The following is a 22,549-nucleotide window of genomic DNA, read 5'->3' on the forward strand; positions in this document are numbered from 1 at the left end:
TTCCTGTGCTTTAGCCAATCCCTGCCGGGTTGTTCCGGCGGTATAAGCCTGTTGCAGCCGCGCTCAGCAATCCAATGACGGCTTGTCATACGGCGGTCTGTCTCTTGCTCGCCGCCCTTGGACAACATCGTGCACCTAGTGTCCTAAGTTGGCAAGTGCTTCGCCACGTCGAAAGCTGTCCGGACGTAGGACACTGGTCTAGGAAGCACGAACCCCTGACTGGAGGACCAACTTCATGACCGAGTTCCGAGGGCAGCCGGCGTACCTCCAGCTCGCCGATGACCTGCGGGAACGCATCCGCAGCGGGAAGCTGGAAGATGGCGCTGCGCTGCCGTCGACTCAGGAATTGGTCAACAGCACGGCTACGTCCACCACCGTCGTGAAGAACGCTGTATCGCTCCTACGCGCCGAGGGCTACGTTGTCGGCCACCAGGGCAAGGGCGTCTTCGCGCAGTTTCCGCCTCGTCTCGCCGACCACTCACGTGGTGTGGCCGACTGGGCGATGCCAGTCTTCCAGGCTGGTCAAGCCATGGAACGGGCCTTTCGAAGCACGCTTGAGGGCAAGAACATCGACGCTGGAGAAGGCGAATCGGCCCTTGAGCGCTGGCGGGAGGCTGTCGCAGCGCTCCCGAGCAGCGTCAAGAGCCGATTGTCAGAGACTCAGTGACGTTCGCCGGTCAGGGCCGACCAACCGTCCGTGACAAGTTGCTCAAGCCCCGAACGCTCGGGCTTCCAACCCAGCTCACGTGTGATCTTCGAGGTATCAGCCACCAGTTGAGGCGGCTCGGGCTGCGGTGGGCGATGAACTACAGGAACGTTGCGCCCGGTAACTCGCTCTACTGTGGACACGATCTCGCTCATGCTCGCTGCGGTGGCACCTACGTTGTAGACACTGCATGGAGCCGTGGAACGAGGGCCAAGCGCTAGCACATACGCGCGTGCAAGGTCATCGACGTGCACGAAGTCCCGGACCGCGCTGCCATCTCCATTCATCTCTAGATGCGGATACCGGCCGGCGGCAACGGCAAGGGCCTTGGGAATGATCCGCGTATCGTCGACGTCTCCGAACCCGTGAACGGCGCCAGAGATGTTGAAGCACCTCAGGATCACAGCCTTCAAGTGGCCAGACAGCGCCCGCTTCTGGAGCGTCTCATCAGCAGCAAGCTTGGACAAGCCGTATGGGTTGGTCGGAGCAGGTACAGCATCCTCGCCAATGGGTTGCTGTTCGGGTGCTCCGTAGACGGCTGCCGTCGAGCCCAACACAACCGTTGGCGCGTCTCCACCTTCAGCCTGTTGCGCAAGAACGTCCAGCAGAGTAGCGGTGCCCCCAGCGTTGACATCGTGGTACTCCTGCGGGTGTTCGAAGGACTCACGCACTCGCGTAAGTGCTGCCAGATGACAGACTCCTTGGACCCCGTCCAGCGCACCGCGTAGCGACTCAGGAGACCGAACGTCGCCATGGAAGACGCGGGCAACCGGCAGCTCGGGCAAGGGAGCATCCGCTGGTCGATGGGTCAGGGCCCATACTTCGTGCCCCGCCTCGGAGAGTCGCCGTACGACTGCGTTGCCTACGAAGCCGTAGGCGCCGGTCACTAGAACGCGCACTTAGATCCCTTTCACCCAAGAATGATCCCGCGATGTTGCCACGCCAGGTCGAGGCAGGCGGCAGCAGCGGATGCCAGGGGTTCATTGTCCAGGAGACGCCTGATGTTTGCGCGGGTGAACTCAACCCCGGCAGTGTCCTCTCCAGCCCGGCCGGCAACCACAGTGCCCTCAGAGTTCCGGGACACCATGCCGGCGAAGACGGAGTCGTACACGTCAGCATCAATGACCACCACACTTAGGATTTCTCCCGCGAGAGTGAGCGGGTCCAATCCGATCCCAAAGCAGTATGGCCGAACTTTCCCTTCCCGCCGAGCCTGGTTGAGCGTTCGAAAAGGCTCTGCTCCGTCGTAGTCGATTGGCTCACCACTGCTGCCGTCCGCTTCGGGGTCTCCGAGGAACTCCTCCGCGTACTCCCGCAGGACATTGCGCCAAAGGTTGAAGTCGTTCGACTGGTCCCACGGCATGATGGAAGAAGGCTGGAAGACTCCGGCAGGCATGATGTGATACGTGCCGCCAGCGACCGCAACGTTGCTAGCGGAGCGGTGGTGCAGCGGAAATGAGGCACCGTCTGAGCCGAGCCGGATCGTTAGGGTATCGATGGATGGCAACAGGGCCCGTCGATTTAGATCAAACGGGTCTCCAACGAGAGAGCGGAAGGGGAGTGCGTCCCAGGTAGGATCAGTGATCCACGCCGAATCGCTCCCCGTCGCCAGCCACGCGCTCGCCAGCTCGTGTGCGACTCCCTCGCAGATGTCGGCCATGTCGAAATATGTCGTGTATCCGAAAGATAGTTTGGGCCTACCGTCAATCGTGGAGACGTCCAGCAGCCGGAAGCTCGGTCGGTTCTCGAAGAGGGATGGCCGGTCAATCATCCGGATTGCCTGCGAGTACCGGTCGAACCGGGCGCCACGTGGTGACAACGGACGCACGCCTTCGGACTGCGGCTCATTGCCTAGAACTTTCGGCGCTTCGGTCTTGGGGAGCCAAGCGAGGTCAATCTCAGCGAAGTCGATCGGCTCCGACCACATCCACGACGTCTTAGTGATGACGGGGCTATCGCCCGCGCGGTCCGCGGAGTACAGTCGCGCGGCTGCATTCGTGAGCTCGCTCCGATGCCGGTTCAACTCTCGGCGCGTCATTCGCCATCGCCGCTGTTCGTCTAGCGCGTCGTGGGGATTGGGACCGGCCTGACGGACTGTTTCTGCGGGCAGGGCGACTGCCGTATCGGCGGTAGGAAGCAGCCCGAGTTCATCCTCAGGCAGACCTAGCACTTGCGCGAGCCGGCGGAGTTCGTCCATGTCGCGGATGGTGCGCTTGCCTCGCTCAAGTAACGAAACGTATGACTGGTCATACCCGAGTAGGTCGGCGAGGTCCTGTTGCTTGATCTTGTGTAGCGCCCGATATGCTTTTAGAACATCGGTGAGGTTCGACCCGTCCGGAGGTGCGCTCCGCTCGGTTTCGGTGGCAAGCCAATGGCGATTGTCCGCGGACTCCATTTCTGGCCGGGTGGGGGTTGAGGCAGCTACACCTACAGCGCGACGGCAAGGGCTGCACATGGAGTCGGAATTGCCCCGGCCGAGCTTTGTCCCGCATCTGTTGCAAGTTGCGGCCACAGAGGGTGCGACGGCCATTTGACTGTCATTCCTTTCCGAGTATGACGATATGGAACAGTTTGCCTTCTGGAACTGCTTAATTCCTAAGGGTCAATAGACCCCCGGCGTGGAGACGGCAACTCGCGTAGTCCAAGGTCGGCATCTGGTCCTTCGAGCGCGTCATCCAAAGTCATTGTTGATGGATCCGGCCCGAATGCGCGAACGTCCATAGTGGCTTGTCGCCCACTAGACATGTGCAAAACGCCTCTTACGAACACGGGGCGCCTCTCGGCCATATATCGGGATGCCATCCCAAAGCTACGCCAGTCGAGGTCAAATTTTACCGTTCTAGCTCTACCGTTTATAGCTGCCTGCACTGTCACGCGTCCGTTGCCTTCGCGCAATGGGGCGGCACAATTTGTAATTATTCCAAACACAACTTGTTCTTCTACATGCTCGAAATCCTTAAGGGTACTAGCAATTCCCTCGACTACGTAAACGGCTCCTTTAGGAAATTCCACACTGTCGGCAAGTAGCCGAGGGGGACTCACAGCAGGTGCCCATTGGAAATTAATATCGTAGCTGTCCACTTGACCTGTTGCCAAAACCCTGAACACGGCATCGCAAAGTTCACGCGACACTCCTTCTGCTACGGCATCATGCACATCGGCCGCGCTCGGAGTACGATCCCGCGTAACTGCAATCTCTTCTAGAACTTCTAGTGCATGCGCCATCGTTGTGGTCACACGACGGTCAAACCGCGCTTCCTCAACCTTGAGATCGAGCTTGGGCTGACTGCCCGAACCTTCGTCGGCCGCGTAGACATCCGGCATACGCACTTCATTAATGATCGGAACAATGTACGATCCCTGAATCGTATGACCTAGACGAACATGCTTAGCGTGATTTAGGGCTCTCTTTGGCATACTGCGCCCAAAGTTTCCTTGTCGCATCAACGTCGAAGCGGCCGAGGCAGTAACTAGGCGCTTGGCTGACTCAAACAGAGCAATCCCGGCATGGAGCGGAATCGTATCGCCGATTAGATCGACACTGGCAGCACGCAGATTTGTGATATCCAAGAATTGCCGCGCCATATCATCACGGACTTGGGCAGAGCTTCGCCCTTCCATATTTGCGAGTTCGTTGGTAAGGCTACTCAACATGCTTTGATAGTCGGGCGCAGACGGTACCTTGGGCACCATGATGCGACGAAGATTACCCGAGCTGGCTTCCCAGATCTCGGCAAGCGGCCCCTTCATGACCGGCTGCCAGGCAGCGCGTGTTAAATAACTCGTCATATCGTCGAACCCGACTCGCAAGCTCGTCATGCCGTGATCACCGCCTGTGCTCCATGCATCAATCTGACCCACGCATGAGAGAACATCTCCTCGAACCCGGGCAGGTCTATTCTTTGGGTCGTTGGTAGATGAATCGCTTTCGAGCTTGTGTTCTCAACGGGCGGAGCATCTTGGATTTTTGCCCAATAACCAGAGCATCGCATCGTCAATTCGCGCTCATCATGAATCATCCATTCCTCGATATCGCGAGGTACGATGACAAGCCCGAGAAATCCCACCGCAGTTCTGGTGTGCGCACGCAATTTATCGTAAGTGGGTATGTCCAAGTCGTAGGAGTAAGAAGTTCCGTGGGATGACATTTTAGGACTGTAAGTGCATTTCATTTGTAGCTCGAACGCCAAGCCGTCGGCGCGCTTGACAGATAAATCCACACCGTCTTTGTCGACCTCCCACTTGCCAAGGGTGTAGCCACCCCTTGTGGCCAAGGCCGCAACGTAAGCCAAGCTGACTTGTTCCTGCTGCCAACTGTCGGCAACTCCCATGATCCCCCCTCCATTACAGAGGGAACGTAACCTACTACCCACCGTGTCCGCATATCTAGGTGGGGGAGCCTCTCGTCTCCGAAAGCCCCGTATGCGTAGGCGCGTTGGGTCTTGTGCAGGACCTACGCGCCGGCATGGGGCACGCGGCGTCGGAGGCACCTTCCCCTGCTCATGAAGGCGCGGCTCCAGACGGAGCCTCATACACCGAAGTCGGCATCAGGGGAGTAATCGTCGTCCCAGGGCAGTTCGCGGCCATCAGGGCGGGGGCGCCGAAGGGGGTTTCTGTGGTCCCGACGGAGCGTGGCGGGGTGTCGCCAGGTGGCGACGGAGGAGTATTCGTGGCCGTCGATGGGGGAAACGGCGTGCGCCGGGGCCAGGAACTCAGTGGGGGCAGGCTCTCCCGACAGGCGGTCGCCGGATCCGTTGCGGGTCTCGACCCGGGCCCACAAAGAGACGGTCAGCTGGTACCACCATGACCCGTCGCGATCCTTGATTCGCCGCAGAACGATCGCCTGGACGGTCTGCCCGTCCGGAAGCCGGACGGCCGCCAGTGGCCCACTCTCCAGCGCCTGCGGGTGGTGTCCGACGATCCCCATAGTTCGATTCTAGTTCGAATTTTCGAAATGCTTGTTACCAGGGCCCATCCGATGGTCGTGTTCTGTCTCACCGAAGGCCAACCACTCTCACCAGGACTGGACACCGAAGTCAGCGCCGTTTACCGAGGCTAGGCAGTCCTCCGGCCACCGCCCGAACGCTGCTCGACGGTTCGTCGGCGACGTATCGTGAAGATTTGGGAACGGGGGGCTTCCGAACAGCTCTCAGCGGTGGGAGCAGGGGCGGCTCACCACCTTGCGGGGGTGTCACGACATCTCCAGAGGCTGAGCAGGCAGTGCTTCCCCCCGGTACGTGGTGGGAGTAGAGACGGCCGGTGCGGGTGTTGACCTTCGTCGTTGCACCGCAGTCGGCGCATTCGTGGCGTATCGCGTCCGGATTTCGCACTCTGCCTCCTCCGAGAGGCCGCTGCCGGCGGAACCTGCCCGGTCACCTCCATCGTGGCCTGCACGCCCTGTGTTCGCTAGAGCATCGTGGGTTCCGGTTCCTCAGCCTTCCGAGACGGGACATCGTGCGCTGACGGTGGACAGCCTGCTGGCATCGGTTCCCTCCCCTCTTCTACTGCTTCTCGCCTCCGGCCAGACTCGAAACCGAAGGAGAGGACGCATCTCGGCGAGGCCGTGTGGGCAGGAAGTGGTAACCCCCCACACGGGGTGCCGGGGCCATGGAGGGAGAACGCTTGTTAGGCGTCAGGGAACTCAGCAAGCATCGGCAGCGCATGGTGAAGGCTGCGGGGGTCGCTCGGGTCGAACTTGTGTGCTCTCCCGCAACCTGGGGTGAGCTGCGAGAACGGTGTTCTGACTCCTACGGCTTCGCACACTTCCCGCAAGAAGCCGATGCGTCCACGTCTGATGGACTTGTGCACGTCCAACTTGAAGGTCCCCACCTCTCCAAACTCATGCAGCGGACGTTTCGCGGGTCCCTGCTGTGGGGTCTGGAAGGTGGAGACGGACGTGCGCTCTGTCGCCGCGCCTACGACGCGGCGGCCGACGTGGTGGACGAGATCGATCTGTCAGCGGTGACAGGCAAGCCCGTCCGCGACATAGTCCTAGACGCTCGCCTTGGGTACTCTTAGCGATCACCCGGGGGGCCATGGAGTGCCCCGGCCGAAGCCAGCCCAGGACATCGTGGTCTCAGTCTTGGTCTCATTCACTGACGTTCGCGACGGTTCACGGACGTACGTCCGCCACATCCAGGGCCAGGCCGGACCACCTCTGACCTGCGCTGTACACCCGATCACAGACCTCGAAAGCGTGTGTGGGGGCAACTTCACCGTGGGTTCAAATCCCACCGCTACCGCTCTTGAGCAGTATGAATGGACCACCTACGGATTTCCGTAGGTGGTCCATTCTGCGTTCCCGTCTCAGTTTCCGTCTCGTTTGGCCTCTCGGGAGCGCTCTACGGGCTCCTCTGGCACGCTCTCCGGTGCCTTGGCCGCTCGCTCCCAGAGGAGCCCTCCGACGCGCTTGGCGACGTCTTGGCGGATCGAGTCGGTCACGTGCTGATACCGCGCGGCCATCGCGGTTGAGGACCAACCCATGATGGCCATCACGGTCCGCTCAGGGACGCCAAGGATGAGCAGCACTGTGGACGCTGTGTGTCGGGCATCGTGCAGGCGCCCGTCCCGGACACCGGCACCGGTCAACAGCCGCTTCCATTCGTCGTAGTCCGTCCGGGGGTTCAGCGGAGCGCCGGTCTCCGACGCGAAGACCCAATCCCCCGGGACCCATCGCTCGCCGGCCGCGGCGCTCTCCCGGCCCTGCGCTTCGCTATGAAGCTTCAACAGCTCGGCCAGTTCCTCGGGCAGCCCGATCACGCGCCTCCCTGCCTTCGACTTGGTGTCGTCCGTGTCCTTGTTCGAACGGGACCGCTGCGGGCAGTAACCCGGGTGCTTCCTGCCGCACGGTTCGTCGCATCCGTGGGCGTACTTCGGACGGAGCCGGTTCCGGCGGACACGGATCGCTCCCCTTTCGAAGTCCACGTCACGCCACTGGATCCCGAGGCATTCGCCTTGGCGAAGCCCGAGAGCGAGAGCAATAGCCCATCGGGTGCTGTTCCGGCTCTTGGCAGCCTCTTCCAGCAGCCGCTGAACCTCCCTAACGGAGTAGGGATCGACTTCTTCCTCTGTGATGCGCGGAGCCTTTGCCAACGAGGCCACGTTGCGCACGATGTGACCTCGCCGCATCGCTTCGTTGAGCGCCAGCCGGATGGTTCGGTGCGCCTGATGAGCCGTCGCGGGCTTGCTGCCGTTGCGCTGCATCTTCGTGTACAGCCGTTCCAGATGTTCCGGCTCCAGCTTGTCGAGACGATGCCCGCCGATGCCGGGGATCAGGTGGACGTTCACGGCGGCTCGATAGCTGGAGTACGTGCTCTCTCGCACTACAGGCGGCGCGGTGATGTTCTCCAGCCAGTGCACGAGCCACGCCTTCACCGTCCAAGGCTTGCCAGCCTTCCGTACGGCTCCGGCCTCGCGCTGTTTCTCCAGATCACGTACGGCATTGATGACCGCGGCTTCCGTCTTCCGCTCAACGTGCCGCCGGTCGGGCGACCCATCGTCCTTGACTCCGACGGTCACCCGTCCGTGCCATTTGCCGTCCTTGCCCTTGTAGATGCTCGAAGCCCCGTTGGGCCTGCGGGTTCCCATGGCTGGCTCCTCACACGACAGATTGATGGGCGGCGGTGCGGTTCGCCCGACGAAGGCGGGCGACGTATTCGAGAACGGCCTCAGCCGGGACCTTGCGTAAGCGCCCGACGGGAACGGACTCCAGCTCTCCCGAGCCGATAAGGCCGTAACAGAACGTGCGTCCGATACCGAGGCGTCGTGCGGCCTCTTCGACGGTCAACAAGGCGATCGTTGGGTCGATGGCGATCGCTACCTGATCCGGGATTTCCCTCACAGCAGCCTCCTGACGGCAGGCGCGGCAGAGAGCGGGTGCAGCGCAGTGTCCGCAGCGTCCGTAGTGTCCGGCGCGGCGAGTTCGGGCAGGTCGGAGACCGTTCGGGCGCCGGACGCTGGCAGGCGGTCAGTGTCCGTTCCAGTGTCCGCAGCGTCCGGAGTGGACCAGGGAGGGCGCTGTGCGGACGCTGGAGTACGGTCGCTCTCTACTGAGGTCAGGCAGAACAGGCGGCTTCGGCGCTTGTCCGCGCTGCGCTGGCTGTCGTCGACCTCGATGCCGATGGCTCGCAGTGCGGGGGCGAGCCGCTTGAGTTGGCCGCCGGCGCGGGTCGGATCCTTGGGCCATTTGCGGGGCAGCTTTTCCGGGGTGGCGACCTTGCCGAGGATTTCGGCGGCCGTCATCTGAATGCCGGTAGGTCCGGCTGCTCGCACCAGGTCGACGAGAGCCTGTGCGAAGGGCTCGCCTTCGAGAACGTCGGCGACGGCATCGGCAGCCGTGGCCTTGTAGCTGCCTTGGGTGTCCCAGCCGGTCACGTGGTCGACGGCAGCCAGCACGCGGGCGAAGTCCGCCATACGCGGCCGGTGGGTCAGCACCACGTCCGGCAGGACCCTGAGCACGTTGGCCAGGAGGTCGAACAGCGACGCCAGGATGCCCGCATGGGCATCGCGATAGGCGCGGTCAAGCTCGGCCTCTTCGCGGCGGGCCCGGTCGGGAATGGTGTGCAGCTCGATGGTGAGGAGCCGTTCGGCGAGGTCGCCTGCCAGGGCTCCGGCATCGATCGTGGTCATCGCCAGTACACGGCGGAATTCCAGGACCACGACGTCATCGTCGGTGTAGAGAGCCCGGTCGACGATGCCGTCCCCGGTCACCGCTCGGCACAGCGCGTCGGAGAACCAGTCCGGGATGTACGAGACATTGTCGATGCACAGCGCCCACGAGTTGAACGCCTGCGTTGCCCACGACTTCACGTCCCGGGGTGCGGTCCGCTTGGGTGCGCCGGACGGGTCCACGATGCCGATGACCATGGCCGCGCCTTTGGACTTTCCGGTGCCTTGCTCGCCCCGAAAGGTGAGGATCGGGTGCGGCAGATCCGGGATGAATGAAGCCACGAGCCAGGCGGTGAGGAGGTGAAACCCTTCATCGTTGGTGTTCATGAGCGCCCGCAATTTGGCGAGCCCGTCTCCGTCGCGGACCGGCGTCGGCAACGCCTTCATGGCACCGGAACGGCGGAACAGGACGGGCGAGCGCGGGCAGCGTAGCCATCCGTCCGGGCTGACCAGCACGCAGCGTCCGTCAGGCGTCGCGAGGTCAATGACGATGAGGTCCTCGTGACGCGCGGTACGCAATTGCGGGGTGCAGGGGTCGGCGATCGCCGCGATGCCTTCGAGCACGGTCATCGCGTCGGCGAGAGCGGATTGCGAGGGGACGTTGCCGCCGGATACCTCGGTGTAGATCCGGGCGAGCTGCGACCGGAGGCCGGCCCTGCCTCGCAGTGGCAGGGCGATGTTCGGGCCACCTTCGGCAACGGCGTACGGGCGACCGTCCTCGGACATGAAGACTTCAAAGCGTTCCCGGGCGAGGGTGACCAGCTGCGATGCCTGGGACGGGCCTTTTCCTTCCTTTGCTTCGAGATTGATGCCGTTGGCGGACAGGATCTCTTTGGCTTGCTCCGTGCTGTTCATCGCCCGCCTCGAACCTTGCGCGCGGCAGACGCCACGGTCGCGCGGGCTTCGCGTTCCGGCAGCCCGATACTCACGGCAGCGTCCAGAAGGGCGGCAGCGAGCCCGCCCGCGGCCTCGCCACCGGTTTCGTACGCGCGGCAGGCTGCCCAGTACAGCCGGTTGTTCCGCTCGCCCTCTCCCGACTCCAGCACTGTCTTCACCAGGCCCACGGCGCCGCTGCCGGTGATCGGGCCGGTGTGCGCCCGTAGCGGTGGCGAGGGACGCACGGTCAGGGCATACGCGAGCCAATCCGGTAAGACGGCCGGCCGGACGTCGTTGATGATCTCGTAGGAACGGCCGTTGACGGTGCTGCCTGCCGCGACGACGTATCCGCCCACGGCGCGGGTATCGACCTTCCATCCCAACTTGCCGCCGCTGTTGCGCAGCTCGATGCCTGCCGCCGCAGCGAAGTACAGATGCATTCCGCCGCGACCGGTCCTGACGGTGAACGTGTCGCCCGGATAGGGCTGGCCGTGCCGCTCGCTCAGCGTCGCGAGCACGTCCATGCCGTCGACGATGCCGGGCAAGGACCAGGCCGGCGGAGGGAGGTCATCGGGCGTCTTGGGAGTGTCGAGATCGACAACCACCAGGCGGGAAGGGCCCGTGGCAAGGCCGATGTTGTAGCGGCCGTGCTGCCAGCACCGTTGGATCCGATCGCGGTCGATGGTCGCCCGCTCCTCCCATTCGAAGATCACCGGGGGCTTGTCTCCCGGAACGAGAGGAAAGACGTGCCAGCCTCGTCGCGCAGCATCGAGAGCCGCGGTGAGCAGCTCGCTGGCACCGGGACGGCTGGGGGCGAGATAGGGCATTCTGAGGGTCTCCTATCTGGTTTCGGTCGGTTGGGAGACCGGAGCGGCGGGCTGTCCTTGGCCGGGAGACCGCCGCTCCGGGCACCGCTAGTCGTGCTGGCGCCAGGCGGCGTATTCCTGCCGGACGTAGGGGCGGTGGCTGGGGTCCCACTCGATGGAGTCGGGATGATGCGGGCCGACGACCAACCCGGGGTGCTCGCGGTCGAGCGCAACGAGCGGCGCTGTTGCCTCCACGGCGGCGGTGATCGTGTCGGCCCTGTGGTCTTCCAGGGCGATGCGGTCCAAGAGCGCGGCCTTGCGAAGCCAGAACTCGCGGTCATCGACCGGGGCGGCAGACAGCCCCGTTCGACGTTCGGCGGATCGCTTGCTGACCATGGCGAGTACGGCGCTGATCTCGCTCGTGATGCTCGGCGCGTTGGCGTAGGCAACAGCGGGAGTAGGGGCGTCGAAGCCTTCGCCTGTCTGCGGATCGGTGATCACTTCCGGGTCCCTTCGATGGCGGTGTGGTTGAGGGGCAGGTCGGGCAGCCCCGCTCGGCTCAGCGCGGCAGGGTCGAAGCCCGGCAGGGCGGCGCGAGCGGTGAGGGCGGCTGCAAGCGCGGTGGCGTAGGCGCCGCCTTCGCGGGCTGTCTCGACCCGTGCCCGGGCGCGGATGATCTCGACGGTCTCGGTGTGCTGGTGGTTCTCGTGGCGCTCGATGGTGCGGCGCTGGTAGGCGACGGTTTCCCGGCGGTCGGTGCGCCAGTAACGCGCTGCCAGGGCGTAGGCGAGAACGGTCGCGATGCCCCACAGGAGCAGGGGTAACGGCAGGTCATCGGCGTAGGCGGCGACTCCCGCGAAGGCGAGCGTTCCGGCAGCGGCGAACGCCGTTCCGGCGAGGACGCTGTCAGCGTTGCGGCCGGTCGCGACGCTCCCGCCAGCGAGGGCGGCCGCGGTGGCGAGAATGCCCATGAGCCACCCGTTACCGACGCTGTGTTCGGCGCCGTTGGCGTTCCAGATACGGGCAAGGATCAGCACCGTTGACGTGCCAATGGCAGGGGCCGCTTTGGGCAGGGCAACGGCGAGCCAGTGCCGTTGCCCGGACTGTGCGTCGATGATGCGCTCGTACATGGCGGGTCTCCGTTCGGTTCAGGCGCGCAGGCTGGCGATGAAGTGAGCGAACGAGGTGAAGGCGTCGTTGATCGGGCCTGAGGCGCCGGTACTGGCGGCGAAGAACCCGAAGAGGAACAGCACAAGGGCAGCGCCGAACGATGTGGACTTGACCTTGAGGGCGAAGACGGCGGCGACTCCGAAGAGCAGGACAGCGGAGATGGACAGCGTCACGGCGGGGCTCCGATCTGAGTGGCAGATGGGCGGCGGTCAGCGGGTGCCGGCGCTGTACGTGCGGCGCCACAGGTTCCACAGGTGGCGGCCGATGCGTATGCGGGCGCCGTGGCCTTTGCAGCGGCGGCAGTCCCGCCCGCGCTTGGCCTTGCCGCGGCGGGTGGTCTTGACCAGGAAGCCGAAGCCGCGGCACTTGCGGCAGGCCGCGAACGGGTTCGCGGCACACAGAGCGACGTAACCGAGGGTGAATAGCAGGATCAGGGCGCTAGCAGCGAGGGCAAGGGTCATGACGGGCCTCCCTGGCGGTTTCAGGGTGTGCGAACGGGAGGGTGCTAGGTACTAGCACCCTGATCAGGGCATCTTTGGGTCGCTAGCGGTGCTGCTAGACCTAGCGGGGGTGGCCGCTAGGTCTAGCAGCGGATCTCGCCTAGTCCGCGCCCGGCTTTCCGTCACGCTTCGTGACAGCAGCGGTGATGTCGGAGCGGGTGACGCCGCGCCGGTTGGCGCCCTTGCCGTCCTCGGTCTTGCCCCACACCTGGCCCGTGGCCACTCCAAGCGGCTTGAGGACGCCGGTGAGTTGGTCGGGCTCCCAGCCGCCGTAGACCGCCGGTCGCAGCTCGGCAAGGCGGGACAGGACCGTCTCGGACCACGCCTTGGGCTCCTCGGCAGGGACCACGGCGAGGATGTCGGCGAGCAGATCGAACGCCGGACCGGTGGTGACTTCCGGTTCCTCGCCGAGCGCGTGGCCAGACAGCGTGCCGGCCCGCTCGCGAGCCTTGCGGGCGCGCAGCGCGATGACTTCGACGGTGGGGGCGTCGGCGTACACGGACCGCACGATGCGGGCGTCCGCACCTTCACCCACGAAGTAGTGAATGCCCTTGTCAGCCCACGCGAACATCGTCGCCCGCACGCCGCGCTTGTAGGACCCGGTCCCGAGAACCATGTCGTTCTCGATCTGACCCATGACCTTGAGGCAGAACCGGGCGGAAGCGTTCGCGCTGATCCCGGTCGGGAGCGCATCCTTGTCCGGGCGCTGCGTGGCCAGGAGCAGCACGATGCCGGTGGCGGGGCCGCGCTTGACCAGGTCCGTGCAGATCTCTTCGAACTCCGCCCCGTACTTGGGGTGCTCGAACCACACCTGGCACTCGTCGACCCCGATCACGATCGGGTGCAGCCCCAGCGACTTCTTCGAGGCGAGTTCGCTGGTCACCTTCGACTCCGGGCAGATATCGCGAGGCAGGGAGCGGATCATCTTGGCGCGGCGCCGCAGCTCCTCCCGCAGCGCTCGCAGGTCGGCGATCGCGTATTCGATGTCCGCGTCGTCGTCGCCGGCGCGGTGCCGGTGGGAGACCTTCTCCCCGACCGGATCGAGGTCACCTGTGCCTTTCAGGTCGTAGGTGTGCAGCTCGGCGCGGGGATCGAGTGCGGCGATGAGCAGGAGCAGGCGCAGCAGGAACGTCTTGCCCATACGCGGGATCGCACCGATGACCGCGGCGATGTACATGAGCGTCAGTTCCACCCAGCGTCCGCGCTGGTCAGTGCCGAACGCCACGGGCTTGAACAGGTCCACAGTCCCGGACTTGGCCAGCGGCCACGTAGGCTGCTTGGCCTTGGACATGTCCTGGTCGCCCACCCACAGGACCAGTCGGCCGGTGTGTTCGTCGGGGACGGCTTCGGGCCAGACGCAGCCCAGCGGGCGGCGCAGTCCGGAGGCCAGGCGGTCGCGCCGGTCCATGACGTCCGAGACGGTCACGCCGTACGGGAGGTCGCCCTCAGCTCGCCAACCGGGGCCGTCGCGGGTGATCGGGGACGTGAACACGAAGCCGGGGCCGCCCTTGGCAACAGCCTGGTTGATCTGAGCGATGCTGATCGACGCCAGCGCCCGCAGCACGATGTCCGAGGTCAAGCGCTGCATCTTGGGAACCTCCACGGCTCGGGAGATGACGGGTGAGTCGGCCGGTGCGCCGGCCCAGCCCAAGGCCGCGGTGACCACCATCGAGGCGATGACCAACAGCCAGGTGGGAGCGAGGATCCACAGCGCCAGCGCGGCGCCTAACCCGACCACCGTGGACAGGACCGTGATCAGGGTGCGGAGCTTGACCCGCGCGTCCCGCTGCCGCGACAGCTTGAGATAGTCGCCCGCGTCCTCGCGGGCCACTGCATCGGCGCGGACCGGAGCTCCTTCCGCGTCCGCGACCCAACGCAGCGTCCCGCCGATCGTCTTGGCTGCCCCAGCCGGGGCGCGCAGTGCGAGGGTTCCGGCGTAGATCGGGGAGCGGACCGCGTGATAGGCGGTGATGTGGCCGACGTATCCCGCTGCCCACGTGGCGACGGCCTTGAACTCGGCGGTCGACTGGAGCCAGTCCGGCAGTACCTGCCGTCGCTTGGCACCCATCCACCGACCCAGTCCGGACGGACCGACCGGCGCGGGCCCATCGACCATGACTACAGAGGGGCCCGTTTCAGTCGCGACCGCGTCCGCCCGATCTGCACGGCTGGCGCGAGCCTTCTCCAGAGACAGGACTTCGCCTCCGGAGTCGGCCGCGAGGTCCTTCTCCAGTCGGTTGAAGAGTTCGTTCTCTTCTTCGTGATTCACTGAACTTCCTTCCAGTTCAGGAGGGGTGGCGGGACCCGGGATCGCTTTGGTCGGTTGAGACCGGGCCCCGCCGTTGGTCAGGCTGCGTATTCGCTCGGGTAGGCACAGGGGATGCAGCTGCCGAGCGAGGTCGGTATGACGTATCCGGCCTCGATCTGGCATTGCGGGCAGGTCCGGCGAGCCTTCATCGCCGCGGCGTGGGAGGCCCATTTCGCAACCGTCATCGGCCGGACCTTCTTGGCGTGCCTGATCTCGTAGAGGTAGGCAACCCGGATGACGCCGGCCCGCCGGGTGCGGCACATGACCTGAGCTACGACCGGGTGCCCTCCAGGCCGTAGACCCTGAGCCCGGAGCTGCCGGCGCGTGGCCAGGCCGTCCGGCGCAAAGCGCCACGGGTAGGTGGGCATGCCGTACTGGGCACCGGTCGGGTCGAAGAACTTCGACGGTGTGGCCATCACTGATCACCGCCCACAGGAACCAAGTGCAGTCCCACGTGGTCAGACTCGGCCGAGATCGAGGACCCGATGGTGAGCGCGTTCTTCGTCTCGCGAATCCGCGCGCGGCACCACGTCTCGCCGCGCCCGCACTCTGCCGCGAGCTCGCGCCATGACACTTCATGGCCCTCGCTCAACCGCCGTGCGACCCACGCCCGCGCCGCTGCCTGCTCCTCCGGATCGGTGGCGCGGGCGGTGTGGGCAGCGGCCGTCCGTGCTGCCGGGACCTGCTTACGGCGAGCCTTCACAGGCTCCTTTACCGGCGGGGGGTTGTTGGGCGCGACCTGTGCGTTTGCTCCGTCCGCGACCTGGCGCGCGGGATGTTCCGCGAGCGGTTTGCGGACGGATCCCGGGTCGGGTGAGAGCTCCCCTTCGAGCTCGCGTGCGGGCGACAACTCGCCGATCTTGAGCAGCACGCGCGTACGGCGCGGGGTCTTGCGCCGCCAAGCGCGGCCGTGTTCCTCGCGCAGGTCGGCACGGATCAACTGGCGATCCCGCTCGCGGGCGAGAGCATCGGCGTAGCCGGTGATCTCCCACAAGGTCATGCGGCGCCACAGTGCGAACGTGGACAGCGGAGCCAGGAGCCAGCGGGAGCGGCGGATCTTTTCAATCCGGCGCCCGGTGACCGCACCGATTCGGGTGGCGTAGACGTGGGCGGCAACCTCGGACAGCACCACCCAGAGCAGGGGCATGGTGCCGTGCGCGAGCTTCGCCCACACCGAGCGTCCTGCGGCAACGTTGAGCAGGCATGTCACGCCGGTCAGCGCCCAGGGCACGAAGCGCACCCACCCGAGCGGCATGTCCATTCGGATCAGGAGCAGATTCACGGCGGTGAACACCGGGATCGCCACATCGATGCCGATCGGCAGCATCCACGGTGCGGTGAATCCCCAGCGGGATCCTGCCGCGGTCACCGCCTCGAACGAGGTTGCCAGCCCGAAGGCTCCGACGATGACCGCTGCCACGGTGACCAGGCTCAGCAGGGCCGTCTCAGACTTGCTGAGCGGAGGCGCTGCGACCGGCGCCGGCGCCATCACGCTGCCACCGCCTTGGAACTGCCATGGGCCCGAAGGCCACGGCGGGCGGTGTCTGCGCTGCACTCCCCCGGTCCGTGCTCCGGAACGATCGTCATCGCGACCGGCACCGGTTGAGCCGGAACAGTGGGCTTCCGGAAGTACTTGTAGATCCGGAACCGCTGGTTGGGCGTCTTGCCGCCGCGAATTCCGAACCGGTTGCTGTGGCCGGCGCCTCCTTCAACCCTCAGGGCATCGACCAGGCAGGCAGCAACCACGGGGCAGTGGGCGCAAATCTCCCTCGCCAGGTTCGCGGTCTTGGAGTCGCCAGGCTCAGGGAAGAACAGCTCAGGCTCGATACGAGCACACAGCGCACCGACCAACCCCGGGTCGAGCGCCAGGTCGAGCGCAAAGTCCTCGCCGCCAAGGCTCCGGGGTGCGAGGTGGGCGGAACGCCTACCTACGAGCGTCTGCGGGCTGCGGAGAACAGGCATCAAGCTGCCCTCCACTGCACGGTGCGGCGCCGCATCAGCGCCTTTGCGAATGCAGCGTCCTCAGGGGCGTGTTCGCTGAGGTCTTTGATGACCTCAAGCGCCACTGCCAGGCGAGGGCGCCGCTCTTCGGGGGACTCACCGGGAACGCCGGTGAACAACTCAATCTCGATGCCGAGTGCCAGCTCGGTGAACTCGGAAGCCGATAAGGCTTCCTGACCAGCGACGAAGGTTCGCATCGGTCCTCATCTCTCGGTCGGTCCGGTACGAAGAGGCGGGGCTGTCCTTGGCCGGGAGACCGCCACTTCGGGGAAGAGATCGGTGCTCGTGAGGGCGAAGCCGCCCCCACATCAACTAGCGTGCACTAGTCCATGCTGGTGTGGCAAGGGGATGAGCAACGTGGACTAGCACGGCCTGACGGATACGCTCGATCCATGACGATTGCGAAGGACGGACCGAGGCTGCGGTCGGTGCAGGTGGCGGACGAGTTGCGCAAGGAACTCGACGCGGGGAAGTACGTCCCGGGCAAGAAGATGCCTTCGATCAAAGATCTTGCCGAGCGGTTCGACGTCGCCGAAGAGACCGTCAAGAAGGGACTCGCAACCCTTCGGGAGGAACGGCGGATCTTCTCCGTCCCTAACCGCGGACACTTCGTCGTCGACCCGGACAGCGAGGCCGGCGAGGCTACCGCCGGTCGCGAGGATGTGCTCGAACTCATCAGTGCCCTCCGCTCCGAAGTCCGCGAGCTGAACACCCGAGTCGCCCAGCTGGAAGAGCGGATCGACTCCGGCGATGCTTGATCTGGCCCCACAATGAGTGGCCGAAGCCTGAACCCACAGTGATAGGAGCCGGTCGAGCGGGGGACTACATGGATAGGGAGCGCGTCACCGGGTTGTCACCTTGACTGTCACCGGGCACCCCGTAGTGAGATCGGAGCAGGCACCCTGAGGAGGGCGTAATGAGCGACGATCGACCCGCATGGGCACGGCGCATGGTCGCCGAGAGGGACGCGCGCGACTGGTCCCAGCTCGACACGATCCGCGCGATGCGCGCCCACTCTCCAAAGGAGCTCCCCGAGGACGCGAACATGCTGCGTCAGTGGAAGCGCTGGGAGGCCGGCGACGGAATGCCGGGCACGTTCTACCAGCCGATCATCGCCGCCACCTTCGGGACCGTCACTCACGCGCTCTTCCCCATGAAGGGGCGCCGCAACGCTAGTGCGGAGATCGCCGCTGCCAGCGGGATGGAAACCTTGGAGATCGTCAGTCGGCTGCAAGCCTCCGACGTCGACAACGCCACGATCGAAGCGCTCCGAATCACCGCCGACCGACTGTGCTCCGAGTACCCGTATCTCCCGAGCGAACAGCTCATCATCGAAGGCCGCGCCTGGCTCCGACGCGTCGGGCAGCTCCAGGAACAGCGCCTGACGCTCGCTCAGCACCGCGAGGTTCTCACCCTCTCCGGATGGCTCGCCCTTCTCGTCGGCTGTGTCGAGTACGACAGCGGCCAGCGGCAAGCCGCGGAATCAACCCGCCGCGCTGCGCTCTCCCTCGCCAGCGAAGCCGAGAATGCCGAGATCCAGGGCTGGGCCCATGAAATGCGCGCCTGGTTCTCCCTGACGACCGGCGACTACCGCGGCGTCATCGCAGCCTCACAAACCGGAACCAGCCTGGCGCCTCACCACAGCGTCTCCGTACAGCTCGCTGCACAGGAAGCGAAGGCATGGGCCCGCATCGGTGACCGACGCCAGACCGAGGTAGCCCTAGACCGAGGCCGGCGCCTCCTCGAATCAATGCCCCACCCGGACAACCTCGATCACCACTTCGTCGTGGATCCCGCGAAGTTCGACTTCTACGCGATGGATTGCTACCGACTCCTGGGCGAGGACCGCATGGCGCGCAACCTCGCGGAAGAGGTCATCCGGGTAGGCACCGACTTCGACGACACCGAGCGCTCCCCCATGCGCAACGCCGAAGCCCGCATCACCCTCGGCGTTGCCGCGGCCCGCGAAGGCGACCTAGACCAAGCCATCTCGTTCGGCGAGCGAGCCCTGAGCGGTGACCGGCAATCTGTGCCGTCGCTCATCATGGTCAGCCGCGAACTAGCCGCAGTAGTGAACAAGCGCTACAGCGCAGAACCCGCAGCCCAGGATTACCTCACGCACTTGAACGACCTCGGCCGCGCGAAACCCGGATTCCTGCCATCGTGAAGCGCATCACCGAATTGCTCGGGTTCTCATTTTGGCGTGTTCGGAGCCAGAAATAGGAAGATCATGAACCCTAAGGCAGTGGTGATACGTCGGCGCCACCAGAATTCCTTCTTTCAGTCTGCATACTGCACCAAGCCTGCAGCCCAACCTGCGAAGCGCCGTAGACACACCATGTGTCAGCCACTGGCTGGTGGTGCCGGCCGGTCCGTCGTCAGCCTGCCCCATCAAGCGAGCCAGTGTGCCCCGGGCATTCCAGCGGCGTTGCTCTTGGGAGGGTAGGTAGGCGCCCCAGCGCGCGTAGCGCCTCCGGTGGCGAACGCCAGCCATGAGGAGGAACCTGGTGCCTACAGGCCAGAACCGGAATGCGTGGGCATATACGAAAGTCGCGGCAGACCTGGAGCGATTATGAATATTCTCGTCCATATACTGGCGGAGAATTCAGAACTAGGGGCTTCTCTCTCGACTCCCAATGCAACCACTTCCAGTCTTGTGCAGTCACTCATGACGGCGGAGATAATACCCCCAAAGCACCCACAATCCCGGTTGCTTCGTTCAATGAAAATCGGATCACGAGTTCCCTCGGTCGATATATCTATATGGCGTAAACGCTGGGCAGAGACAACGAGCCATCAGAACATTATGGACGTCAGCGAGGCAGATGCAATTCGTTGGACTGCCGTAGCGGAGGGCAAAGAATCCGCGTTTTTCCTCCCCGACGATCACCGCAACAAGGGTGGGGACATCCAGCTATTCTCATCCATTGGCGGCCACCCGGGGCGACTGCGAATTATTGGAGACCTGTGGGAGCAGGAACGAATGACCAGCATTTCCGACATAGTCTTCGAATCCTCAATGCTTTGCAACGATTCTCCCTGCGATCCTGGAAAAACTGGCGACTGTGGCGGTTGCTGCAAACTTTGCGTGTGCCAGCCATTGGTCGACGAAAGAAAACCCGTCTTCCGATGCCACTGCCCGAAGCATCACTAACGGCTCCGAGGAGAAACGGCGGCTAGAATGCCTGCAGAGGATGTAACGCTGGCTGTCGGTACTTGGATAGTCGGATCCTCGGCCACGTGGGCCGTGGGTCTAGGGGCTGCCTACATCGGATACCGACAATTGATAAATTCGTCATTCCGCCCGAAAGTCGAAGCAAGTTGGGAAGTTGCATTCCCTGACAAAAGGCGAAATCGCCGGATGATTGTGATAAGGATCCAAAATCGCGGTGGCGCTGGAGGAATGGTGGAACAGGTCTACGTAGTCGGCACTCGAACACACAGTGATCGCGAGAATTTTCGATACGAATCATGGGAAGCTTCTCAACCTCCGATTCCGTTCATGCTCCCCGGAAAATCCTCTGCGGTGCTAACTTTGAGGCCAACTGGATTTCGAACAAATTTTGCAATGGATCGGGAAATTCGCCTGATTTGGGGAAATGGAACCGAGGATATTGTGCAAATAAATTCCTGCTATTCGAGTCTGTACGGCTCTAGTACCACAATTCCGCCGGGCTCCTTGCCTAATACTGGCCGAATTGGTCCATTGTGATTCATCTATAAACCTTGAACAGTCGAAACAGAAAGTCCCACCAATCGCCATTCATTCTACGGGCGCCTAAGTTGAGGCCGATCGACAGTCTTGCTACACACTTCTGGAAGCGGCGCGGGCGGAGCCCCTCTGCGGTAGACCCGGGGCATGAGACGACGCGTATTTGGGTGGGTTGCGGCGACGCTCGGCATCGTGGTGTTCGTGTTACTGCTCTGGAAGGGACCGTGGTGGGCAGATGGCGCCCACCTCGGACCGAGCTTGACGCCTGGCGCTGGAGCAGTAGTGACGGGGTTCAGGACGGCGGTCGTCGCGGTGGGGGCCGGCGTTGTGGCTGGCTTCGGTCTGTTCTATACGGATCGGAACTTCCGACACACGCGAGAGCTGTTCGAACACGTACGCGAAAAAGATCGTGAGCAGGCGGACCTCACTCGTGAAGGTCAGATGACGGACCGCTACGCCACCGCCATCGGCCTGATCGCAGCACCGGAACTCACGAAGAGGCTGGGCGGGATCTACGCATTGGAACGGGTGATGCGCGACTCCCCGAAGGATCACGCCACCGTCGTGGAGGTGCTGGCAGCGTTCATCCGCGAGCATGCTCCTGCGCCAGGGCTAGATGCAGCAGCGCCTGCTGATGACGCAGATCTGCGACCGGCAGAGCATGTTCAAGCGGCCTTGACCGTTCTCGGCCGCAGACCCGTGCAGGAGGAGCCCTTCCGAGTCGACCTCAGGCGGACGGATTTACGGGGTGCGGACTTGCGTGGAGCCCATTTGCACAGGGCCCGATTGCAAGGGTCTCGCCTGGAATCGGCCGATCTGTCCGGGTCCAACCTTGAGGAAGCAGAGCTTGGTGGCGCGCGCATGTCAGGGGTCCATCTGACTGATGCGCGATTGGACCAAGCGGAGCTAACCTCAGCGATCTTGGACAATGCATATCTAACGAGAGCCTCATTGGTAGGCGCAGGTCTCGCCGGCGCTAGCCTACGTGCGGCCTTCCTTGAGGGCGCCGATCTGCGGGAAGCCCTCTTGATTGGAGCCCACCTCGAGGGCGCACTCCTCAACGGGGCGGACCTGCGACGAGCCCGGATGAGTGAGACCCACCTCAGCGGCGCGCTCTTGATCAACGCCGACCTCCGGGAGGTGAGCGGATACGTTGTGCATCTCGACGAAGCGACGCTGTATCGCTCCAATCTGTGTGATGCCCTTCTACACAGAACTGATCTAAAGAACGCAGACCTGCGCGAAGCGGTCTTAGCAGGGACCCAACTGGATGGGTCCCAACTTGAGGGGGCCAACTTCTCCACGAGTGTCGGCCTCACCCTTGAGCAGATTCTGGCGGCCTGGCCCACGGACACCACCCAGCTTCCTGATGAGCTCTCCGCCAGCGCCACCCTGCAGGCGCATATCAGCGGTCGGGGAGGGGGAGCACCGCCTCAGTCCTGACTGCTGCTCGTCCTCCCCGGCCTTCGGCTGGCCAGACTCAGGGACCGCGCTCCGTCTCAGTTTCCGTCTCGTTCGGCTCGGTCCGGCTCCGTTCACGGCCGTACGGCAGACCGGTCCGCCCAGGTCACAGGCTGTGTGTGGACCCGCGCGAACGGTCCTGGACGGCTCCCCGCGGGCTCCCCGGACACGGGTGCTGACCTCGAAAGCGTGTGTGGGGGCAACTTCACCGTGGGTTCAAATCCCACCGCTACCGCTCTTGAGCAGTACCGAGCAGTACCCAGTAGTAAAGACGAAAGCCCCGGCTCGTGCGAGCCGGGGCTTTCGTCGTTCCCGGCTTCTGACGGCGCGTCCGGGCGGGCC

General features: G+C 64.2%; 22 protein-coding genes. 4 read left to right on the forward strand and 18 right to left on the reverse strand.

Annotated features, from left to right (window positions below):
• Window positions 1-235 precede the first annotated feature (235 nt).
• Window positions 236-667, forward strand: coding sequence for a GntR family transcriptional regulator (locus C8250_RS21665; RefSeq protein ID WP_138356255.1), 432 nt, complete (start codon window positions 236-238; stop codon window positions 665-667).
• Here C8250_RS21665 and C8250_RS21670 read toward each other — a convergent pair.
• The 18 genes from C8250_RS21670 to C8250_RS21755 all read right to left on the reverse strand — a co-directional run bounded on the left by C8250_RS21670 (window position 661) and on the right by C8250_RS21755 (window position 17,231).
• Complete coding sequence (locus tag C8250_RS21670; protein WP_138356256.1) at window positions 661-1,605, reverse strand: NAD-dependent epimerase/dehydratase family protein; 945 nt, start codon at window positions 1,603-1,605, stop codon at window positions 661-663. The two genes, C8250_RS21665 and C8250_RS21670, sit on opposite strands and share 7 nt — an antisense overlap.
• Window positions 1,606-1,616: 11 nt before the next feature.
• Complete coding sequence (locus C8250_RS21675) at window positions 1,617-3,101, reverse strand: helix-turn-helix transcriptional regulator (RefSeq protein WP_138356257.1); 1,485 nt, start codon at window positions 3,099-3,101, stop codon at window positions 1,617-1,619.
• 200 nt (window positions 3,102-3,301) lie between these two features.
• Window positions 3,302-4,567 (reverse strand): hypothetical protein, encoded by a 1,266-nt coding sequence (locus C8250_RS21680; RefSeq protein WP_138356258.1) that lies wholly within the window; start codon window positions 4,565-4,567, stop codon window positions 3,302-3,304.
• Window positions 4,522-5,037, reverse strand: a complete 516-nt coding sequence (locus C8250_RS21685) for a DUF4365 domain-containing protein (RefSeq protein ID WP_138356259.1) — start codon at window positions 5,035-5,037, stop codon at window positions 4,522-4,524. The genes C8250_RS21680 and C8250_RS21685 overlap by 46 nt, the downstream gene beginning before the upstream one ends.
• A gap of 197 nt (window positions 5,038-5,234) precedes the next feature.
• Window positions 5,235-5,633: a hypothetical protein gene (locus C8250_RS21690; protein ID WP_138356260.1), complete on the reverse strand. Its 399-nt coding sequence runs from the start codon at window positions 5,631-5,633 to the stop codon at window positions 5,235-5,237.
• 1,379 nt (window positions 5,634-7,012) lie between these two features.
• Window positions 7,013-8,293 carry a tyrosine-type recombinase/integrase gene (locus tag C8250_RS21695; RefSeq protein ID WP_138356261.1) on the reverse strand — a complete coding sequence of 427 codons (1,281 nt, stop codon included), beginning with the start codon at window positions 8,291-8,293 and terminating at the stop codon, window positions 7,013-7,015.
• A 10-nt stretch (window positions 8,294-8,303) separates the two neighbouring features.
• Window positions 8,304-8,546 (reverse strand): excisionase family DNA-binding protein, encoded by a 243-nt coding sequence (locus C8250_RS21700; RefSeq protein ID WP_244809269.1) that lies wholly within the window; start codon window positions 8,544-8,546, stop codon window positions 8,304-8,306.
• Entirely contained in the window at window positions 8,543-10,228 is a 1,686-nt protein-coding gene (locus tag C8250_RS21705; RefSeq protein WP_203218438.1) for an ATP-binding protein, read from the reverse strand. The genes C8250_RS21700 and C8250_RS21705 overlap by 4 nt, the downstream gene beginning before the upstream one ends.
• On the reverse strand, window positions 10,225-11,076 hold the full coding sequence (locus C8250_RS21710) for a bifunctional DNA primase/polymerase (protein ID WP_138356262.1): 852 nt from the start codon (window positions 11,074-11,076) through the stop codon (window positions 10,225-10,227). Before C8250_RS21710 ends, C8250_RS21705 begins: the two co-directional genes overlap by 4 nt.
• Before the next feature lie 87 nt (window positions 11,077-11,163).
• Window positions 11,164-11,556 (reverse strand): hypothetical protein, encoded by a 393-nt coding sequence (locus C8250_RS21715; protein WP_138356263.1) that lies wholly within the window; start codon window positions 11,554-11,556, stop codon window positions 11,164-11,166.
• Window positions 11,553-12,185: a hypothetical protein gene (locus tag C8250_RS21720; protein ID WP_138356264.1), complete on the reverse strand. Its 633-nt coding sequence runs from the start codon at window positions 12,183-12,185 to the stop codon at window positions 11,553-11,555. Before C8250_RS21720 ends, C8250_RS21715 begins: the two co-directional genes overlap by 4 nt.
• 18 nt (window positions 12,186-12,203) lie before the next feature.
• On the reverse strand, window positions 12,204-12,398 hold the full coding sequence (locus C8250_RS21725) for a hypothetical protein (protein WP_138356265.1): 195 nt from the start codon (window positions 12,396-12,398) through the stop codon (window positions 12,204-12,206).
• A 36-nt stretch (window positions 12,399-12,434) separates the two neighbouring features.
• The gene (locus C8250_RS21730; protein ID WP_138356266.1) at window positions 12,435-12,686 is read right to left on the reverse strand and encodes a hypothetical protein; all 252 of its coding nucleotides are present in this window, start codon (window positions 12,684-12,686) and stop codon (window positions 12,435-12,437) included.
• A gap of 139 nt (window positions 12,687-12,825) precedes the next feature.
• Window positions 12,826-14,994 carry a cell division protein FtsK gene (locus C8250_RS21735; protein WP_138356267.1) on the reverse strand — a complete coding sequence of 723 codons (2,169 nt, stop codon included), beginning with the start codon at window positions 14,992-14,994 and terminating at the stop codon, window positions 12,826-12,828.
• A 77-nt stretch (window positions 14,995-15,071) separates the two neighbouring features.
• Window positions 15,072-15,449: an RRQRL motif-containing zinc-binding protein gene (locus C8250_RS21740; protein ID WP_138356268.1), complete on the reverse strand. Its 378-nt coding sequence runs from the start codon at window positions 15,447-15,449 to the stop codon at window positions 15,072-15,074.
• Window positions 15,449-16,522 carry a DUF2637 domain-containing protein gene (locus C8250_RS21745; protein ID WP_138356269.1) on the reverse strand — a complete coding sequence of 358 codons (1,074 nt, stop codon included), beginning with the start codon at window positions 16,520-16,522 and terminating at the stop codon, window positions 15,449-15,451. The genes C8250_RS21740 and C8250_RS21745 overlap by 1 nt, the downstream gene beginning before the upstream one ends.
• Window positions 16,522-16,995: a WhiB family transcriptional regulator gene (locus C8250_RS21750; protein ID WP_138356270.1), complete on the reverse strand. Its 474-nt coding sequence runs from the start codon at window positions 16,993-16,995 to the stop codon at window positions 16,522-16,524. Before C8250_RS21750 ends, C8250_RS21745 begins: the two co-directional genes overlap by 1 nt.
• Window positions 16,995-17,231, reverse strand: a complete 237-nt coding sequence (locus C8250_RS21755; protein WP_138356271.1) for a hypothetical protein — start codon at window positions 17,229-17,231, stop codon at window positions 16,995-16,997. Before C8250_RS21755 ends, C8250_RS21750 begins: the two co-directional genes overlap by 1 nt.
• A 195-nt stretch (window positions 17,232-17,426) precedes the next feature.
• Here C8250_RS21755 and C8250_RS21760 point away from each other — a divergent pair, with 195 nt between their 5' ends.
• From C8250_RS21760 to C8250_RS21770, 3 genes are all read left to right on the forward strand, one after another.
• On the forward strand, window positions 17,427-17,792 hold the full coding sequence (locus C8250_RS21760; RefSeq protein WP_138356272.1) for a winged helix-turn-helix domain-containing protein: 366 nt from the start codon (window positions 17,427-17,429) through the stop codon (window positions 17,790-17,792).
• A 158-nt stretch (window positions 17,793-17,950) separates the two neighbouring features.
• A complete protein-coding gene (locus tag C8250_RS21765) occupies window positions 17,951-19,201 on the forward strand; it encodes an XRE family transcriptional regulator (protein ID WP_187144937.1) in 1,251 nt (416 codons plus the stop codon).
• Window positions 19,202-20,893: 1,692 nt separating this feature from the next.
• Window positions 20,894-22,189, forward strand: coding sequence for a pentapeptide repeat-containing protein (locus C8250_RS21770; RefSeq protein WP_138356273.1), 1,296 nt, complete (start codon window positions 20,894-20,896; stop codon window positions 22,187-22,189).
• Window positions 22,190-22,549 lie beyond the last annotated feature (360 nt).

Origin of the sequence: Streptomyces sp. So13.3, assembly GCF_005860785.2 — a bacterium.
GTDB lineage: Bacteria > Actinomycetota > Actinomycetes > Streptomycetales > Streptomycetaceae > Actinacidiphila > Actinacidiphila fildesensis.

Bases quoted from the DNA above. Each gene is read 5' to 3' on its own strand.
- C8250_RS21665 (WP_138356255.1), top strand. From the start codon at position 236: ATGACCGAGTTCCGAGGGCAGCCGGCGTACCTCCAGCTCGCCGATGAC.
- C8250_RS21675 (WP_138356257.1), bottom strand. From the start codon at position 3,101: ATGGAGTCCGCGGACAATCGCCATTGGCTTGCCACCGAAACCGAGCGG.
- C8250_RS21685 (WP_138356259.1), bottom strand. From the start codon at position 5,037: ATGGGAGTTGCCGACAGTTGGCAGCAGGAACAAGTCAGCTTGGCTTAC.
- C8250_RS21690 (WP_138356260.1), bottom strand. From the start codon at position 5,633: ATGGGGATCGTCGGACACCACCCGCAGGCGCTGGAGAGTGGGCCACTG.
- C8250_RS21695 (WP_138356261.1), bottom strand. From the start codon at position 8,293: ATGGGAACCCGCAGGCCCAACGGGGCTTCGAGCATCTACAAGGGCAAG.
- C8250_RS21705 (WP_203218438.1), bottom strand. From the start codon at position 10,228: ATGAACAGCACGGAGCAAGCCAAAGAGATCCTGTCCGCCAACGGCATC.
- C8250_RS21710 (WP_138356262.1), bottom strand. From the start codon at position 11,076: ATGCCCTATCTCGCCCCCAGCCGTCCCGGTGCCAGCGAGCTGCTCACC.
- C8250_RS21720 (WP_138356264.1), bottom strand. From the start codon at position 12,185: ATGTACGAGCGCATCATCGACGCACAGTCCGGGCAACGGCACTGGCTC.
- C8250_RS21730 (WP_138356266.1), bottom strand. From the start codon at position 12,686: ATGACCCTTGCCCTCGCTGCTAGCGCCCTGATCCTGCTATTCACCCTC.
- C8250_RS21740 (WP_138356268.1), bottom strand. From the start codon at position 15,449: ATGGCCACACCGTCGAAGTTCTTCGACCCGACCGGTGCCCAGTACGGC.
- C8250_RS21745 (WP_138356269.1), bottom strand. From the start codon at position 16,522: ATGGCGCCGGCGCCGGTCGCAGCGCCTCCGCTCAGCAAGTCTGAGACG.
- C8250_RS21750 (WP_138356270.1), bottom strand. From the start codon at position 16,995: ATGCCTGTTCTCCGCAGCCCGCAGACGCTCGTAGGTAGGCGTTCCGCC.
- C8250_RS21755 (WP_138356271.1), bottom strand. From the start codon at position 17,231: ATGCGAACCTTCGTCGCTGGTCAGGAAGCCTTATCGGCTTCCGAGTTC.
- C8250_RS21760 (WP_138356272.1), top strand. From the start codon at position 17,427: ATGACGATTGCGAAGGACGGACCGAGGCTGCGGTCGGTGCAGGTGGCG.
- C8250_RS21765 (WP_187144937.1), top strand. From the start codon at position 17,951: ATGAGCGACGATCGACCCGCATGGGCACGGCGCATGGTCGCCGAGAGG.
- C8250_RS21770 (WP_138356273.1), top strand. From the start codon at position 20,894: ATGAGACGACGCGTATTTGGGTGGGTTGCGGCGACGCTCGGCATCGTG.